Genomic DNA, 17,051 nt, shown 5'->3' on the forward strand with positions numbered 1-17,051 from the left:
AATGAAACAGATACTTGTTACAGCTTTGGGCTTGCTCAGTATCATTGCCACCGCGATGTACATCATGAAGTCAATCCCCGAAGAAACAACGTTAGCGCTGGAAGCTCAGCCTCGACAATATATCAAAGTCACCACAGTCGACATTGCTGCCGGGGAACACCGCTCTACCATTGAAGGTTACGGTCAGGTAATTCCAGAAGAAACTTTAACGCTCACGAGTCAGGTTTCAGGAGTGATTCTTTCGAAAGCAAAAAAATTTCAACTAGGTGAACAAATCTCTAAAGGTGATCTGCTATTTCACATTGACGATTCCAGTTACCAAGTACTTCTGGCTAACGCAGAAAAGGAGCTAGCTAACGCACAACTTTCATTTTTCCAAGAACAACGCAAACATCAACGTGCTAAAAAAGAGTGGAAAACTTCAGGTATAGAAGAGGCACCGAGCCCCCTCGCTTTGCGAGAGCCTCAGTTTAAAGCAGCAAAGGCACGATTAAACGCCGCACAACAAGCAGTTAAAGATGCTAAGCAACAACTAAATGACACGAATATCCATGCTCCTTTTGATGCCATTGTCAGCCAAAGCAACGTCACCACAGGCAGTGTTGTTGCATCCGGAACCTCGTTGGGACAGATCAAATCCATAGAAACTGCTGAAGTACATCTTCAGCTCACAGAACGCGACTGGCAACAGCTCCCCTCCGATTTGAGTGCACTGTCGGTGACAATTCAGTCAGCATCTGATTTAGATTCAGGGCAACAATGGGCAGCACGGGCGAGTCACCTTTCACTGCTCGTGGAACAATCAACACGTATGCGTAACCTCATATTAAAAATAGACTCCCCTCTTCAACAGCCAGATCCTTTGCTGATCGGGAGCTTTGTTAGAGTTGTCATTCAAGGTAAGAGCCACTCAGATAGTTTTGTAGTTTCATCCTCTTCCATTACTGCAGACGGCAATATTTGGTACGTCAAAGAAGGTCAACTTCATCGTCACAAGACTCAATCACTGTTTCAAGATATCGATGCAATTGGTTTTGAACAGGGCAACCTAAATCAACACATCACTTTGGTTGTAAAGCCGTTGTCCAGCTACGTGGAGGGAATGCAAGTACTCTCGGATAGCCCTCAGACAGACGACACGGACAAACTCGCATTAAATCGGAGCCTCCCGACCCCTGCCTCTGGGGACAAATCACTTAAAGAGGTGAATGATGGACAATAACCTAAAAACTCATGGCGTTATCGCATGGTTTGTTCACAATCCTGTTGCTGCAAATCTTTTAATGGTTTTGATCATAGTCGCGGGTGGTTTTTCGGTTATCCAATCACGGGTAGAAAGCTTCCCCTCACTCCCCCCAACCAATATTACGGTAAGTGTCGAATATCAAAGTGGCTCAGCCCGCTCGGCTGAAGAAAGCATTGCGATAAAAATAGAAGATTCATTGTTAGGTGTAGAAGGCATCAAACAGATACACAGCAGTTCAAATAGTGACGGTGCAACGGTAACCATCACTAAGTCGAGTGGCTATTCACTCGACAAACTGCAACAAGATGTAAAAAGTGTGGTTGATGCTATTGGCGATTTACCTAGTGAAGCAAAAAAACCTGTGATCACGCGTCAAGCCGACCTTGAAGAGGTAGTTTCAATTAACCTGTTTGGTGACGTGCCTATCGGTGCATTACAGCGTTATTTAGACGAGTTACGACACAAGCTCCTAAACTCTCCTTTGATACAAAAGGTTGATTACATTGGCCGAAAATCTCAGCAGGTCTCGATTGAAATTGACGAGGCAAAATTGCAAGCTTTCAGTCTCACGATGGAGCAAATTGTCAGCCAAATTAGAGCAGAATCATTAACCCAAACGGCCGGCCAGCTCAAAGGTTCTCAAGGGACGTTAGTTCTTAAAGCGGACCAGCAACACCGAAGCGCGAAAGAGTTCGCTTCGCTGCCAATTAAACGCACAGCAACAGGGCAAACCATACTCTTGTCCGACGTGGCACATATTGAATTAGGATTTGACGACGACGGCATCATTACTCGTTATAACGGCCATCCATCAGTAGGATTAAAGGTGAAAATGTATGGTCAATCAAACATCAACCAGCTAGCCCAAGAGACCAAATCCATCGTTGATGCTTACCAATTGACTCTGCCGAACGGTATCCACCTGACCCAATGGAATGATCAAAGTGAGCCGATTAAAAACCGTTTATCTTTGCTACTTAAGAACAGTGCTCAAGGTATCGCTCTCGTTGTTATTTTACTGGCTCTGCTCTTAAACATACGTGTGGCTTTTTGGGTTGCCGTTGGCCTACCTGTTACGTTTGCCGGTGCAATGGTCCTTATGGGAGATTCTTTCTTTGGACTCACCCTTAATGAATTAACCACCTTTGGCTTCATCATGGCCCTCGGAATTGTCGTTGAGTCGACCATCGCTGGTGCGCAAAAAGTGGCAACACCAACCACATTTGGTGTGTTGACGACCATCGTCGCTTTTATGTCTCTCAGCTTAATCGAAGGGGAACTCGGTAAGATCTTTGCGCAATTTGCCATGGCTGCAACTTTCTGCCTGATTTTCTCACTCATTGAGTCCAAATTAATTCTCCCAGCTCACCTTGCCCGAGTCAAAATGGAACCGACTTCAGCATGGGGTATTCCTGCCGTATGGCACTATATTCAACAGCGTGTTCTACGTGGTTTCAAATACATCACTTGGCATCTCTACAAACCCTGTTTACAACTGGCTATACGCTACCGTTATGCTGTAATTTGTGGCTTTTTTTCCCTGTGTATTCTAGTTGGCGGTTCGCTAATAACTGGCAAACTTAAGTCGGTATTTTTCCCAGAGATTTCTACTAACTTCATCACGATCGAGCTCGCATTCGAAGATGATACTGGCTACGGATTAGTACAACGTGAAACACTTAAAGTTGAACAAATGGCGGCATCATTGAATGATTCGTTGGTGAAGCAATATGCGCTGTCTGTACCACCAATCCAAAGTGTATTGGTAGAAACCACCAATAACAGTTCGCAAATCATTGTTGGCCTTTCGATCAACACTGAACGCCCAATCAGCGCGGGTGCAATCGCTAAAGAATGGCAATCCATGGTCCCAACACTTGAAGGCATAGACAGCGCCAATTTCTTAGCCGATATGATCAGCGATAAAGCAATAAGTATAGAATTAAGAAGTCAAAATGAAGCAACGATCAGCAACGCAACTCGCGAACTGACTGATCATCTCAATAATGTACAAGGTGTGCATGGAATAAAAAGTAGCCTCGCGAATACACAAGCCCAAGTTGATATTAAAGTTAACGATATGGGGTTAACGATGGGGCTTACTACATCGAATCTCTTACAGCAACTCAACATGGCCTATCAAGGTTATGAAGTGCAGCAATTTCAAGAAGATTCGCATGAAATAAAGGTCAAAATTCAGTACCCTCAGGCGAAAAGACAAACACTGGATAATCTCAAATACGCACAAATTCGCTTGAGCAATGGTAAGTTAGTACCACTCAATGCGGTAGCCAATATATCGACTCGATATGTGTCCAAAAATATTGAACGAATGAATCGTAACAGAGTCAACGTGATAACAGCTGATGTTGATAAAACGATCGCTTCTCCAGAAGAGATCATTGATAAGCTAGATAGCGACCTGTTTAAAAGATTACAGAATAAGTATCGTGACCTAAACATTGTCCTTTCTGGACAGCAACAAGAGCAGGAACAAATATCAAATTCACTGTATAGCGTGTTTGCTATCGCTCTTATCGGCATCTACGCATTGCTTGCAATACCACTCAATTCATATTTCCAGCCACTGCTGATCATGTGCACAATTCCATTTGGTATTGTGGGTGCCTTGATGGGACACTTAATCCAAGGGATACCCATCAGTATACTTTCTCTGTTTGGAATGCTTGCATTAACCGGGGTCGTCGTGAATGATAGCCTCTTACTTATCTCACGCTTTAATACCAAGATAATGAGTGGTAATACCGTATACGAGGCGTTAATTGAATCAGGAACAGGACGCTTAAGGGCTATTGTGCTGACTTCTGCAACCACGTATTTTGGCTTAGTGCCTTTACTGTCAGAAACCTCTCCTCAAGCTCAGTTTTTAATACCAGCAGCTACGTCAATGGGGTATGGAATCTTATTCGCAACGGTAATAACACTTCTTTTGGTACCCGTATTGCTAATGGTTCAGCAAGATATCAAGCAGCTGTTTCACAACATAACCACCCAACGATCCGCTTCTTTTACTGGGGTTAAGAAAAATGAAATCTAACTTATCTATCAACGTGTTATTAGTTGAAGATGACAAGGAGCTCGCCGCTTCAGTTGCAGAGTTTCTCGAATTTGAAAACATCAAATGCGATCATGCTTACAATGGGTTAAGCGGTTTTACACTCGCAAAACAAAACTACTATGACGTTATTCTTCTTGACCTAATGTTACCCAAAATAGATGGTTTTACTGTCTGTGAAAGACTTCGAGACGACGGTGACGATACGCCTATTTTGATGCTGACGGCAAAAGATACGCTGCAAGACAAAGAAGCTGGCTTCAATGCAGGCACCGATGACTACTTAATCAAGCCATTTGCAATGAAAGAGCTCGCCTTACGTATCAAGGCGCTCTCTAAGCGAAGAAGTAGCCAACAAAAAAGGTTAGTACAAGGTGACTTAGTCTATGACCTAGAAAGCCAGCAAGTATCAAGTTCAGAGCAAGTCTTGGACTTAAATCGACTCAACCTAATGCTTTTAGAACTCCTCATGCGCCGAAGTCCACAAGTGGTTACTCGTAGAGAAATAGAGGAGTGTTTATGGCCAAATGACGCACCAGAAAGTAACAACATAAAAGTGCAGGTTTATCAACTGAGACAAAAAATCGATAAGCCTTTTGAATCTAAGTTGATTGAAACCGTCGTTGGCCAAGGTCTGAGGATCAAAGGGTAACTATGAGCATGAAAAAGAGCTTCCCAATACGGGGTCACCTTACTACCTTTTTCTTGGGCTTGTCACTTCTGACAGCCTTACTATTCGGAGAACTTTTAATCCGTCACTTTGAATATGGAATAGAAGATTCAGTAAAAATGCGACTCGCCAGTGAATGGTTGAGCTTTAACGAAGTACGCCTTATAAATCCAGAAGCCAAACTACCTAAATCTTACGTAGTGTCATTTTATTATGACCAATTGCCTAACATAAAGGTCGATGGTAAAGACGTACTTCGGGATGTGACATTTGTTAATGATGAGTTCACTGTCGTCTTCGTTGATGAAACGGTTACCAACGACATCAAGAAAGAGGCTGTCTTTGGTGTCTACCGTTTTGCTCTCGAAGACGGACGATTGGTATTCGGAGTCGCTCGGTACGACTACCGCCTAATTGGCGACACAATAGATGTGTGGTTCGATCATCGCTTCAACCTTATTATCTATATTGCTCTTGGCTATATATTTTTTATTGTATTAGCGCTTTGGCTCTACAGTTACCGAGTAGGAAAAAAAACCGAACAACTCGTCGAATGGTCAGAAAGCGCGTCCAACGACCTATTGGCGAACCCCGCTCCCAACTTTAAATTCAGTGAATACAATCGAGTTGCGCTTTATCTAGAAAAGGCACTCAGTAAGAATGCGCATTTGGTAGAAAGAGAACAACGTTTTCTATCTCATGCTAGTCACGAATTGAGAACGCCTATTGCAATCATACGAGCAAATATGGAGATCTTAGAGCGCATCTCCCTGCCCTCAGATTTACAGCGCCCGATCAATCGTATCGACCGCGCGAGCAGCAACATGCAGCAAATTACCGAAACAATGCTCTGGCTAGTCCGAAAGAGTGAAACGCCACCGAATCAGAGCTTAGTTTCGGTCGTCGCTTTATTAGATAATTTGATAGAAGAGTTGGAGTATTTAATTCAAGGTGAAGAGATCGACATCATCCGCAATTACCTTCATGCCCCAACAGTGGAACTTCCAGAGACTCCAATCAAAATTGTCGTTGGTAACCTCATTCGTAACGCTTTCCAATACACACATAGCGGCACTATCCATATCTATTTCGAAGAAAACAGCATAGTCATCAAGAATATAAACACACAGGAACTTGATCTGCCATTTCAAGATAGCTTTGGCCTTGGGCAGGATTTAACCGAGAAAATATGTAAGAAGCTAGGATGGCACCTTGAAGCAGAGGAAATAGAGGGAGGCTTGTTGGCTCGGCTTCATTTGCCGGTCGAAGAAAAATCAAATACCAATACTTAACTTCGTTTAAGTTGAATGACCAAGCTTCATGGCGGTCCGACCGGACATTTTGGGTCGCCATTGACTGAATTTAAGCTTCATCACTCATATTCAGTCGCAGCCTCTAGCCGAAAAAGTAAACAGTAAAAAGGGCTAACAAATATGCTAGCCCTCAACTCATCGTGATTAAGTAGTCAATTACTTAAAAGTGATAGCTAACACCAACACTCATCAAATATCCGCTGGTATCATAGAATGCGATATTGGAATTGTTACTAGAATAACCCGCTAATGCGTTGAATCCCCAGTCTTGCCAACCCATAACGTCCATATATTCATAGCCAAGCGTTGCGCTATATCCATTGTCTTCACGTGTTTTCTTGAATACTGGATTGGATGCATCATATGAGCGGTGGCTGTAATCTGCATTGACCGAGAATGCATGATCATCCACCATCATTATGTAGGTCAACGAGCCAGAGTAATAAGAGAAAGAAACTGCTTCACCGTCTGCAAGATGTTTTTGATAAGACAACGATGGTTCGATAAAAGAGCTCCCACTAACAGGCATCTCCATAGATAGGCTTGCATAATAGCCTTTAGCGTCACGTTGGAGTACACCTGTTGGCACTCCTAGGTGAACGCCCGATTTGTCATTTTTAATGTCTTGCTTGTAGACAGCGAAATCACCCGATAAACCAATATCTAATAAGTTGTCGAGTTGTACACGAAAGGTATCACCAGAGATATCGGTTTTAGTCCTCGCAGTATTGGCTATGAACGGGTCTTCCCATACTTCACCATTTGCGATTGTTGGAAGGTAAGAGAACGATACAACCGATTCATTGCCATATTCCAGTGCGTAGCCAAATTCAAAAGCAAAAACACCTTCAATGATATCGCCACGCGAGGTCCCCATAAAGACCTGCTGGTCGCTATCTGAACCAAACGTGTAGCGCAACTGTCCCAGTGGTACAACAAGCGCACTCGAATCCGATTCTCCCTTGCTGTTCAAGCTGCCTTTTTTTACAGCCTCTGAGTCATCGGTTTCACTACCAAAGCCGACCAATACTCCAACTTCGCCTCCCCAGCCTGGTTCATCAAGTTCAGCCAATACATTTGCACTAAACAAAACCCCTAGAGTCATTAACATGCGGTAATTCATCGCTACTTCTCCTTATGAAAGTAGCGAATAGTTTGCCAACTCGAAGGTAAATTTAGGGTGAATAGAGATATTTCATAGTGGGAGCATACTGACGGCATATGCAACAACTCTAGACGGCCGTTTTTTTTTACGACGATTTGTATTGTTACACCTCAAGTGGTATTCGGCGTTTGGGTATTGAGGCGCTTGATAAGTGCACCTCTGATATAAGTGGCTAATACCCTAGTAGAAATAGGTATCAACCACTCACGTTAAACAAGCTAAGCGTCGCTTTTCGGAGCCTGTACATCAACGACTTCTTTATCGACGATAGGAAGTACCTGTTTTACATAGTTACCCGGAGCCTTGCCAATCACAGGGTGTAGCTCGGAACCTTGATTGAAAGGTTCGACTTTCTCGTCAGCTTCAAAGCCTTGTAACCATTGATCCCAGTGTATCCACCATGAGCCTTCGTTGTGACTTGCGTTGTTTAGCCATTCGTCAGCAGAGTCATCTAAGTTGTCGTTCAACCAGTAGCCGTATTTCTTTTTCTCTGGATGGTTAACAATGCCTGCGATATGACCAGACTCGCCCAGAACAAACGTCTTGTTGCCACCAGTGTTCAATGCACCACGGTAAGTCCCCTGCCACAACGCGATATGGTCTTCTTTGGTCGAGATGAAGTAGCTTGGTATCTTAATTTTATTCAAATCAATCCATACGCCGCCCACTTTCACGCCTTTGTCTTGAACCAGTTTGTTTTCAAGATAAAGCTCTCGCAGCAAGAAGTTATGGCATTTAGACGCCACGTTAGTGCTATCACTGTTCCAGTACAGAAGATCAAACTCCATCGGGCTACTGCCTTTGAGGTAGTTATCAATATAGTAGTTCCAGTATAAGCTGTTCTCTCGAAGCAAACTGAACGTCACGCTCAACGAACGACCATCCATATAGCCCTTGCCATCGTTCTGCTTCTCAATAGCATTGATGATTGTCTCATTGATGTACGCGCCCACCTCACCCGGCTGCGAGAAATCCAACAAGGTGGTAAAAAAGGTCGCTGTTTTGATGCGCTTTTTCATGCGCTTCGCAGCGTAGTAAGCCACCGTCGAAGCCAACACCGTACCGCCAATACAGTAACCCGCCGCGTTGATTTGCTCTTTACCTGTGATGTCTTCAATCGCAGCAACGGCTTTAACCACGCCTTCCGTGACATAGTCACCAAACTCAGTGTCCCTCTGCGCTTCACCTGGGTTGCGCCAAGACATCATGAATACACTATGTCCTTGCTCAAGTAACCAGCGCACCATCGAGCTCTTCTCACGAAGGTCAAGAATGTAGTACTTATTGATGAACGGCGGAACGATCAACAAAGGCGTCGCGTTAACCTGCGGTGTCTTTGGATGATACTGAATCAGCTCAAACAGCTCGTTTTGAAAAACAACATCACCTTCCGTGTTCGCAACATCTACACCCAATCGGAAAGCGTTGTTGTTGGTCATGCGGATCTTGAGTATATCGGCGCTTGCTTCAACGTCTGCTTGTAACTGCTCTAACCCATCAAGCAGGTTTTCACCATTTCGCTCAAGCGTCAGTTTCATCAACTCTGGGTTAGTCGCAATGAAATTGCTTGGAGAGAGAGCATTGATTGCCTGACGTGAAAAGAACGCCACACGCTCTTTGGTTTTCTCGTCGATGCCTTCGATAGAATTGATGGTGTCGATGTAGCTTTTACTGAATAACAAATAGGATTGCTTGATGAAGCTATAGAAAGGGTCATTCTTCCATGCATCATCGATAAAGCGCTTATCACTGCGATCTTCTGAGATGACACTTTCAGTGTTGCCCATCAGTGCTGCGTTTTGCCAGATTTGCAGTTGCTGTTCCCACCATTGAGATTGCAGCTGAAGCAGGACGGCGGGTTGGTTGGCGGCTTGCTCGAAGATTTTTGATGCATCATCGAAATTCAATTCTTGCATCGCTTGATTTAGGGGAGATTGCGCGGCTTCCTTGTTTTGTTCAAAGTTATCCCACCATTGCTGGTTTGTTTGTTGAAGTTTAACAAGGTAGTCCGAAAAGAAGTGTTGAAACATAACATGACTCCAATAATCGGAAAATCGCCACCAAGCCGCACAGGCCAACCTGTACTAACTCGATGGCGACTAGTTTTATGCAGGTGTAACTGTTTTCAAGTTTTCAGTTGTTAGTGTTTCAACATCGTCTTTGAATTCTTTGGCAGCCGCTTGCAGTTTCGAACTGTCACTCATCATTTGCTGAGACAGTTGAGTTAATGCCGTGAGTTGTTGACTATTGAAAGCGGTCAGGCTGTTTACGTCTTTGATTTCGCTTACTGCCTTCATTTGAGAAAGACCCATATCCGTATAAGTCTGCATCGCATTCATTTGCAGTTCTGTCATCGTTTGAATGTTCTTAGCAACCAACTTGTTGAACTTTAAGTACGGTTCAAATTGCTTTTCTGTTTGGTCAGTAATTGTTTTGAAAATATCCGTGTACATAAGTAACTCCTGATGAATACATAGTTTAATAAATTTGTATAATCATCGTTTCAGCCAACATTCATCTATGAGCTCGCGATGCTTTGAAAAGCTGATCCGATGTTTTTAAGCTTGCTACCGATACCTTAGGCTCTAACCTTCAATACCTTTTAGCAAAACAGCGGTTCCCATCCCTCCACCCACACAGAGCGAAGCAACGCCATAAGTCGTTTTCTGTTCAAGCATTTCATGGATGAGTGAAACAATAATTCGATTGCCAGACGCACCTAGAGGGTGACCAAGCGCGATTGCACCACCATTCACATTGACCTTTGGCTTGAACGCATCAAGCGGTAAATCATGCTGCTCTGACAATTGGTACATTACGCCAAGAGCTTGTGCTGCAAACGCTTCATTCAATTCAAACAAATCTATTTCTTCGAGGGTGAGATTCGCTTTATCAAGCGCTTTAGATACCGCTTCTACTGGGCCTAACCCCATAATTTTGGGATCTAAACCAGATTGCGCGTAGCTGCTCAGCTCTACCAGTGGTGTCAGGCCGTATTTCACGACCGCCGATTCAGACGCTAAGATGATTGCACTTGCGCCATCATTGATGCCCGAAGCGTTACCTGCCGTAACAGACCCTTCACGGTCAAAGGCTGGGCGAAGCTTTTGCAGAGCTTCGAATGTCGCGTCTGACTTCGGATACTCATCGGTATCAAAAATGACGGTTTGTCTGCGCTGCTTAACTTCTACAGGCACGATTTGCTCGTTAAACTTACCCGCTTCAATCGCTGCGACGGCTTTCTGTTGGCTTTCTAGGGCATAGTTATCTTGAGCTAGGCGCGAAATATTTAACGTGTTGGCGATATTTTCAGCCGTCATGCCCATGTGGTAGTGATTAAACGCATCGGTTAAGCCATCACCCACCAATAAGTCTTTCATTGAGATATCACCCATTTTGTGACCATTACGAACGCTCGCTGGTACCACAAACGGAATTTGGGACATCACTTCAACGCCAGCAGCAATAACCACTTCAGCATCTTGTGCTTTGATGTGCGCCGCTGCGTCCATCACTGATTTCATACCGCTGCCGCAAATCATGTTCACGCCGTATGCTGGCGTTTCCTCAGGAAGCCCCGCATAAATGGAAGCCTGACGAGCAACCCCCATGCCTTGACCTGCCGAAATCACATTGCCGACGATCACTTCATCAATCGCATCTAACGAAAGATCGACAGACTCAAGTGCGCCTTTGATCGCAACGCCAGCTAACTCACCCGCAGATACGTTTTTTAGCGACCCAGTAAATGCACCAATAGGAGTGCGCTTGGCCGCAACAATAAATACTTTTTCCATCATTCCAATCCCTTCAGTTTCGCCAATTAGTGCATGTACAAGCCGCCATTCACTGACAATGTTTCGCCTGTAATGTACGCCCCAGACTCACTCGCTAAAAAGCCCACTGCGTCTGCAATTTCAACAGGCGTCGCTAAACGTTTCATTGGGATTTGATTCTTTATAGAATCAAGGACTTCAGGTTTCATTTGTTCAACCATAGGCGTGCCTGTGTAACCAGGGGCAACAACATTTACCGTCACACCGCTTCTAGCCCCCTCTGCTGCCAAGGCTTTTGAAAAACCAATCATTCCAGCTTTAGCCGCCGAGTAGTTAGTTTGCCCGAATTGACCTTTAAGACCATTGACGGAAGAGATGTTGATGACTCGGCAGTTACCCTTTTCACACATAGGAGCGAACAGAGGTTGAGTCACGTTGAAAAGGCTGTTTAAGTTCGTTTCAATCACGTCTTTCCATGCTTCGGCATCCATCTTCTTAAAAACACTGTCACGCGTTATACCCGCATTGTTGACCAACACATCCACCGTTCCTTCTTCTTCCAACAACTTGCTTAAACTCAGCGCACACTCTCCCGTATTGGTGACATCTAATTCAAACAATCTCACTTGATCTTCAGTAAATTGTTTTTCATTAAACCATTCCAATGCGCATTGGTAATTCCCAGTAAAATAAGTCGCGATAACACGATAGCCGTCTGCAACTAATTTAGAGGAAATTGCTGAGCCGATACCGCCTTTTGATCCTGTAATTAAAGCAAGCTTTTTCATTAATGGTTCCATCCCTTACAAGCAATTAAATAACAATGATGTTAATAAGATAATGTCTTAGTTGATAATTAAAATTTACGTTTTGCTTTAATTAAACCCTACAACTCAAAATCAAAAAGTATTATTACAAACCGAAAATAATTTGGGATTATGATTAAAAACGTGACTTGCCTTACAGTTCTAGTGAAATGTTACACATATGTAAATTACCGTAAGGCACTGAAATAAATAAGCTTTACTTAATTTCGACTTTATCAGCAAGCAGGTAAGCCTTTGTTAATTAGAGATAAACCAACACTTCCTAGCTTGTTTCAAGAAGAATGCAATGTGGGAATTCGAAATGATTGATCATGAGAATAATAGTAAAGATCTTATTACCCATTAATAAATATTTAATGATGGTTGTATATAAGATTCAATATTAATTACAGGGTAAATAGAAAAAGCCAGCATTATAGATAGCATAAAAAAGCCCACTCAATCTATGAGTAGGCTTTAGTTAATATCTTGGAAAAATAGAGTTAATTAAAAGTCAGTGACGAATACCCACATTAAATAGGAATCGGCTCCTACTTCGTGAATGTTTCATTAGTATTTACATCTAGATAAATTTTGTTTTCAAGAGACAACCCACCACAATAAATAAAATAAACGTCTCGGTTGCTGTATTTAACTGATTTAACCCAACCGCCTAACTCTTCAAAATCACTTGGGTCGCACTCCCCTTCAGAGATAAGTTTAGCTACCGTGTTGCGGAACTTCTCTTGATGGAGCTTCAGATCATCGGATTTAGATAAGTATGAATCTAGTATCTCTCTGTTTTCTTGCTCAGAGATAATCACTTCATCACTAGATAGCCCAGACATTGAAATCCATTCCGCCGTCTGTGGTCCGCCTTCCTTTAAAACAATATAGTCAGAGATACGAGCCCATTCGCCTTGCTTCTCTAGTAGTTCGACCTTTTCACCCTTATAAAGATAGTCGGTTATCAAAGCATCAATTTCGGGCTGCTCGACTACTTTTAGTTTTCTATCTAAAACGTAGAACTCAGTCTGTTCTGGCTCAGGCTGAGTAGTAGTGAGGGATGCAGGGTCAGATTCAGATTGCGCCGCGACTTCAACAGCCGGCGCTTCCTCTTTCTCTGGCGGAGTGGGGTCTTTTTTCATGACGAAGAAATAGTATGCAGCCCCTCCTCCGCCCAATATTAATAACACAAGTAAAGCGATCAGCGCTTTTTTCATCAAATCCACCAGCTCTTCCGTTTTAGGTATGTTTCAAGTGTACATCAACTCATGTTGCTGCTCATCTATACTCTTAATAGAGAGCGAGTTAAGTAGAGGTAAATCATGAATTTTTTGGTGAAGGTTGTCATTATAAGTGTACCTCTGAGTGCCGATATCGCGTTAGCAGACCATTGTGACCGTGAAAACTGGCAAACACTGTTAGATCGCCAGTTATCATTTGAAGAACGCTATAATCAATACACCAAAGAATTTAACCAAGTTCTCTCGACCTATGAATCACAAACGTTGCTATCTAAACATTTCAACGAAAAGCAGATCATTGGGCTTTGGGCAAAGTACGAACAAAGATTTAATGTGCAGCTCAATAGTCATATGCATACCGCTTATGATGTCTCTGAGGTTCTATTAAAACAAGCGTATATTGTGTCTACAGAACTAGATGGAGCGGAGTCTCTAACGCATTCGTGGCAAACCATAGCTAAACACTGCGCTAAAGCAAGACTACCGCGTCAAACAGAAAGTGCACAGGTACATGTACAAAGCTCACAATCACTCTCGCAAGATCTTCATACACTCAGTAAAAAATTTCGTCAGCTCTCTTCAAAATACCGTAAAGAAGCGACGATGATTGACGAAGCTCGCCACACAAACCAACCGATAAACGATGTACAAAACTAAAATGATTACTCACTTGCTTAACTTGATTATCCCAATAATCATAGTTCGAACAAACCAACACATTCAGAAATACAATCAATCAAAGCTTTATCAATAAGTTGTAAAACTAATGTGGTAACTATCAACAATGACGTTCAATTTCCGACCAATGCAAGCGACTATGTGAGATATTCATCACAAAATAGATTTACAAACGCCAGAAAATTGTTATCATGATTATTCATATAACTTAATAACAAGAAATATTTTGGCTAGGTAATATGCAAAAAACTATGGCTTTCAACTGCTTGAGTAACACGGAAGGGACTGCAGAGATAAGAGGTAAACTTTTATCTGTCGCTAAACACATGGAAGAGTTCGGTTCAGTAAGTGAGCTAGAGCTATGTAAGATATTTGGAGAGACGATTTGGAATGACGGTGTGGATTATCATTCACATGCTTTTTCATTCAGAATCAACGCTCAAACCGGGGATTGTTCAATCTCTAACTTTAAGTATCACTAAGTTTTGCACCTATCATATACGGAGTACCTTTCACGAGGTGCTCCGTTTTTTATTGTTGCGTATCCGCATTCGTCAGATAGCCGTTAATGCGACCGTACTTCCTATTAGTCATAAAATCATTTCGTTTTCAGCTCATGTCATCGGGCAGCGTGTCACCTACCTACGGCTTAGTCGGTATAAACTGTTAGTTCGTATAGCCCGTTTGTTCGTATAAACCGTTAGCTCGCATAAACAGTCAGTCCGTATAAACCGGAAGTGGCGCATTGCCTTTCACTTGCCTAATCGCAAGATGGGTATGTATGTCTTTTACGTTGGAGAGTCGCTGTAGCTTTCTGGTAAATGCTTCGTAAGCCATCAAGTTAGGGCTGACAACTTCTAACAAGTAATCATAAGCCCCAGATACAACGTGGCAGCTGATAACCTCTTCCATCTCGACAACCGCACTTTCAAATTTATCAATCGACACTTCTTGGTGGTTGTTCAAGCTCACCTCAACAAACACGCTCATTGCGATGCCGACCTGTTCCCGTGACAGGCTCACACGGTAACCATCAATAATCCCTTTTTCTTCCAGTCTTTTGATGCGCCTCGCGCACGGTGAAGCCGATAAGCCAACTTCATCAGCTAACTCAGCGGTGGTTAGCCTGCCGTCTTTCTGAAGCAACTCAAGAAGATGTCTATCAATCCTATCCATAGCAAATACCAATTATTAGTTAAATTCGTTAACAATTAGCAAAATATTAGCAGAAATCATCAACTACAACTCAAGTTAGAACAAAACTTGCCAACCTATGGCACAGCAAGTACCCCATAATTAATCATCATTCACTTTCCTTGTTTATTATGAAGCTTGGCTATTTATCTATTACTGTCACTCTGCTCATCTGGGCGAGCTTTTTCCTTTCTCTTAAAGGCGGCGCAAATTCAGATTTAACACCTGCAGACATCGCACTGACTCGATTCCTCATACCAGCATTGGCGTTATTACCTTTGGTGTGGAAAGCACGTAGCACGATCGCTGCTGTCCCGAATCGATACTTGGCCGGTATGTTTGTGGGGTGCGGGTTACCTTATTTACTCGTTGCAGGAACAGCCATGCAGTTCGTTCCGGTATCACACGGGAGTGCTTTAGTTCCGGGAACGCTTCCTCTATTCGTAACAGGGATCGCGGTACTCTTTTTTAAGCAGCCGCTTAGCCGACACCGTGTCGTTGGTTTAGGTCTGGTTTCGCTTGGGATATTGTTGTTTCTGGGAAGTAGCTTAAGCAGCTTCAACTTTGAATATACCAAAGGTCACGTGTTGTTTTTGTGTGGCAGCTTGATGTGGGCGACGTTTACCATCTCAGCACGTGTTGCCAATCTTAATGCGCTTGTCAGTGCAGGTTTTATTTCATTCTGTTCCACCTTGCTGTTGCTGATCCTTATCTTTACAGGAACCCTCCCTAGCCATTTAGTGGATACACCAATTGCTCAATGGCCAGTTACAGAGCTTGCCGTGCATTCTGCGGTGCAAGGCGTAGGTGCAGGCTTAATAGCAGCATTCACTTATCTATATGCAGTCAATACACTAGGAGCAGAACGCTCAGCCGCTTTTGGTAGTGCAACACCTGCTGTTGCAACCTTGTTGGCGATCCCACTGTTCAACGAAATTCCGGATACGATGACTTGGTTAGCGCTTGGTTCGATTTGCATCGGCAGCCTGGTTGCGAGCAACATTTTCATGAGGCATGACAGGTCTATGCAGTATCAACCCCCAAGCCATAGCAAAGCCTGATACTACGTTCAAACCTGCCAGTCTAAGCCGTGATTTTAAGGCTTGTAGTACACAGATAAGTCTACAAATGTAGGCTTATCCAAAATCTACTTTTTCTAAGTCCGCTTCTCCATTAAACTGTCCGACCTTTTTGCTCATCTAAGAGAACACCATGCAACGCGATTACACTTTAACTTGCTTAAACAACATGCCTCGTGAAGAACTAGAAGAATTTAGTTTAAGAATGATTCATCGCCTTGTCCCTGAAGATGCAATGACGGAACTGTTTACGTTCGAACAGGAAGAAGTGACCAATGACGAGCGTATGCAATCAGCAAAATTTGATGCGATGTTGCGAATGACAGCAATCGCGCTGAGTGAAGTGAATCTTGCGTTTAGTGAGTCGGATAACTCACAACAAAACATCGAGCGCATGACTCGACTATTGCTTTGGCACTTCTATGCAATGTCGTTCAACCTTGAGCAAGCGATCAGCCTTGAAACTCACTGTGACAAAGTCGAGAAGATTTTGTCGAAAGCACCGACAGAAGCATTTGGTTGGGTTAAAGAGCTCACAGAGTTGCTGCACTTCTATGCAAAAGTGAACGAAGAAAACGACGCTAAGTAAAGAGCACTAAGTCACGGGACGAATTGAAAAAGCGCATATTTCCAATTCTGCTTCAAACACTCCAACTAGTTGCTCGCTCCCCCTTGGACAAGTCGTACAGGTTCTAAATCGAAGAAACCTACAACACTCGAAACCCGAGGTCTGGTGTTGAGCTGACCTGTCTCGTCCTAAAATACGTTGACAGTTTTTCTACTAAGCCAACAGCGTCAGCT

General features: G+C 43.3%; 15 protein-coding genes. 8 read left to right on the forward strand and 7 right to left on the reverse strand.

All coding sequences use genetic code 11. The annotated features are described in order from the left end of the window. The first annotated feature begins 1 nt into the window (after position 1). From AB6D80_RS08070 to AB6D80_RS08085, 4 genes are read left to right on the forward strand one after another with little or no spacing between them, the layout of a single operon-like run. Complete coding sequence (locus tag AB6D80_RS08070; RefSeq protein WP_372188212.1) at positions 2 to 1,222, forward strand: efflux RND transporter periplasmic adaptor subunit; 1,221 nt, start codon at positions 2 to 4, stop codon at positions 1,220 to 1,222. Continuing rightward, entirely contained in the window at positions 1,212 to 4,304 is a 3,093-nt protein-coding gene (locus AB6D80_RS08075; protein ID WP_372188221.1) for an efflux RND transporter permease subunit, read from the forward strand. Before AB6D80_RS08070 ends, AB6D80_RS08075 begins: the two co-directional genes overlap by 11 nt. Further along, positions 4,294 to 4,974: a response regulator transcription factor gene (locus AB6D80_RS08080; protein WP_372188214.1), complete on the forward strand. Its 681-nt coding sequence runs from the start codon at positions 4,294 to 4,296 to the stop codon at positions 4,972 to 4,974. Before AB6D80_RS08075 ends, AB6D80_RS08080 begins: the two co-directional genes overlap by 11 nt. A 2-nt stretch (positions 4,975 to 4,976) precedes the next feature. Then, positions 4,977 to 6,284 carry a HAMP domain-containing sensor histidine kinase gene (locus AB6D80_RS08085; protein WP_135381545.1) on the forward strand — a complete coding sequence of 436 codons (1,308 nt, stop codon included), beginning with the start codon at positions 4,977 to 4,979 and terminating at the stop codon, positions 6,282 to 6,284. Between the two features lie 181 nt (positions 6,285 to 6,465). Here AB6D80_RS08085 and AB6D80_RS08090 read toward each other — a convergent pair whose 3' ends face one another. The 6 genes from AB6D80_RS08090 to AB6D80_RS08115 form a co-directional block, all read right to left on the reverse strand. Then, positions 6,466 to 7,428 (reverse strand): DUF2860 domain-containing protein, encoded by a 963-nt coding sequence (locus tag AB6D80_RS08090; protein ID WP_017101828.1) that lies wholly within the window; start codon positions 7,426 to 7,428, stop codon positions 6,466 to 6,468. A gap of 260 nt (positions 7,429 to 7,688) precedes the next feature. After that, the gene (gene phaC, locus AB6D80_RS08095; protein ID WP_372188216.1) at positions 7,689 to 9,500 is read right to left on the reverse strand and encodes a class I poly(R)-hydroxyalkanoic acid synthase; all 1,812 of its coding nucleotides are present in this window, start codon (positions 9,498 to 9,500) and stop codon (positions 7,689 to 7,691) included. A 75-nt stretch (positions 9,501 to 9,575) separates the two neighbouring features. Further along, entirely contained in the window at positions 9,576 to 9,923 is a 348-nt protein-coding gene (locus AB6D80_RS08100) for a phasin family protein (protein WP_009845466.1), read from the reverse strand. A 132-nt stretch (positions 9,924 to 10,055) separates the two neighbouring features. Beyond that, positions 10,056 to 11,267, reverse strand: a complete 1,212-nt coding sequence (locus AB6D80_RS08105; protein ID WP_372188223.1) for an acetyl-CoA C-acetyltransferase — start codon at positions 11,265 to 11,267, stop codon at positions 10,056 to 10,058. 26 nt (positions 11,268 to 11,293) lie between these two features. Next, a complete protein-coding gene (locus AB6D80_RS08110) occupies positions 11,294 to 12,034 on the reverse strand; it encodes an SDR family oxidoreductase (protein WP_135383803.1) in 741 nt (246 codons plus the stop codon). 569 nt (positions 12,035 to 12,603) lie between these two features. Continuing rightward, complete coding sequence (locus AB6D80_RS08115; protein ID WP_372066261.1) at positions 12,604 to 13,284, reverse strand: SH3 domain-containing protein; 681 nt, start codon at positions 13,282 to 13,284, stop codon at positions 12,604 to 12,606. A gap of 96 nt (positions 13,285 to 13,380) precedes the next feature. On the opposite strand from AB6D80_RS08115, the gene AB6D80_RS08120 reads away from it, so the two are divergent. Beyond that, a complete protein-coding gene (locus AB6D80_RS08120) occupies positions 13,381 to 13,956 on the forward strand; it encodes a hypothetical protein (RefSeq protein ID WP_017097491.1) in 576 nt (191 codons plus the stop codon). A 260-nt stretch (positions 13,957 to 14,216) separates the two neighbouring features. Further along, complete coding sequence (locus AB6D80_RS08125) at positions 14,217 to 14,459, forward strand: hypothetical protein (protein ID WP_009845471.1); 243 nt, start codon at positions 14,217 to 14,219, stop codon at positions 14,457 to 14,459. Positions 14,460 to 14,694: 235 nt separating this feature from the next. On the opposite strand, the gene AB6D80_RS08130 is transcribed toward AB6D80_RS08125, so the two are convergent. Next, positions 14,695 to 15,153, reverse strand: coding sequence for an Lrp/AsnC family transcriptional regulator (locus AB6D80_RS08130; protein ID WP_009845472.1), 459 nt, complete (start codon positions 15,151 to 15,153; stop codon positions 14,695 to 14,697). A 149-nt stretch (positions 15,154 to 15,302) separates the two neighbouring features. On the opposite strand from AB6D80_RS08130, the gene AB6D80_RS08135 reads away from it, so the two are divergent. Then, positions 15,303 to 16,232, forward strand: coding sequence for a DMT family transporter (locus AB6D80_RS08135; RefSeq protein ID WP_371727707.1), 930 nt, complete (start codon positions 15,303 to 15,305; stop codon positions 16,230 to 16,232). A 151-nt stretch (positions 16,233 to 16,383) separates the two neighbouring features. Further along, positions 16,384 to 16,839, forward strand: a complete 456-nt coding sequence (locus tag AB6D80_RS08140) for a hypothetical protein (protein ID WP_017097493.1) — start codon at positions 16,384 to 16,386, stop codon at positions 16,837 to 16,839. Positions 16,840 to 17,051 lie beyond the last annotated feature (212 nt).

Origin of the sequence: Vibrio sp. 10N.247.310.17, from assembly GCF_041466605.1 — a bacterium.
GTDB classification, from domain to species: Bacteria; Pseudomonadota; Gammaproteobacteria; order Enterobacterales; family Vibrionaceae; genus Vibrio; species Vibrio tasmaniensis_A.

Bases quoted from the DNA above. Each gene is read 5' to 3' on its own strand.
- AB6D80_RS08105 (WP_372188223.1), bottom strand. From the start codon at position 11,267: ATGGAAAAAGTATTTATTGTTGCGGCCAAGCGCACTCCTATTGGTGCA.
- AB6D80_RS08125 (WP_009845471.1), top strand. From the start codon at position 14,217: ATGCAAAAAACTATGGCTTTCAACTGCTTGAGTAACACGGAAGGGACT.
- AB6D80_RS08090 (WP_017101828.1), bottom strand. From the start codon at position 7,428: ATGAATTACCGCATGTTAATGACTCTAGGGGTTTTGTTTAGTGCAAAT.
- AB6D80_RS08070 (WP_372188212.1), top strand. From the start codon at position 2: ATGAAACAGATACTTGTTACAGCTTTGGGCTTGCTCAGTATCATTGCC.
- AB6D80_RS08120 (WP_017097491.1), top strand. From the start codon at position 13,381: ATGAATTTTTTGGTGAAGGTTGTCATTATAAGTGTACCTCTGAGTGCC.
- AB6D80_RS08140 (WP_017097493.1), top strand. From the start codon at position 16,384: ATGCAACGCGATTACACTTTAACTTGCTTAAACAACATGCCTCGTGAA.
- AB6D80_RS08130 (WP_009845472.1), bottom strand. From the start codon at position 15,153: ATGGATAGGATTGATAGACATCTTCTTGAGTTGCTTCAGAAAGACGGC.
- AB6D80_RS08080 (WP_372188214.1), top strand. From the start codon at position 4,294: ATGAAATCTAACTTATCTATCAACGTGTTATTAGTTGAAGATGACAAG.
- AB6D80_RS08085 (WP_135381545.1), top strand. From the start codon at position 4,977: ATGAGCATGAAAAAGAGCTTCCCAATACGGGGTCACCTTACTACCTTT.
- AB6D80_RS08075 (WP_372188221.1), top strand. From the start codon at position 1,212: ATGGACAATAACCTAAAAACTCATGGCGTTATCGCATGGTTTGTTCAC.
- phaC (WP_372188216.1), bottom strand. From the start codon at position 9,500: ATGTTTCAACACTTCTTTTCGGACTACCTTGTTAAACTTCAACAAACA.
- AB6D80_RS08110 (WP_135383803.1), bottom strand. From the start codon at position 12,034: ATGAAAAAGCTTGCTTTAATTACAGGATCAAAAGGCGGTATCGGCTCA.
- AB6D80_RS08135 (WP_371727707.1), top strand. From the start codon at position 15,303: ATGAAGCTTGGCTATTTATCTATTACTGTCACTCTGCTCATCTGGGCG.
- AB6D80_RS08100 (WP_009845466.1), bottom strand. From the start codon at position 9,923: ATGTACACGGATATTTTCAAAACAATTACTGACCAAACAGAAAAGCAA.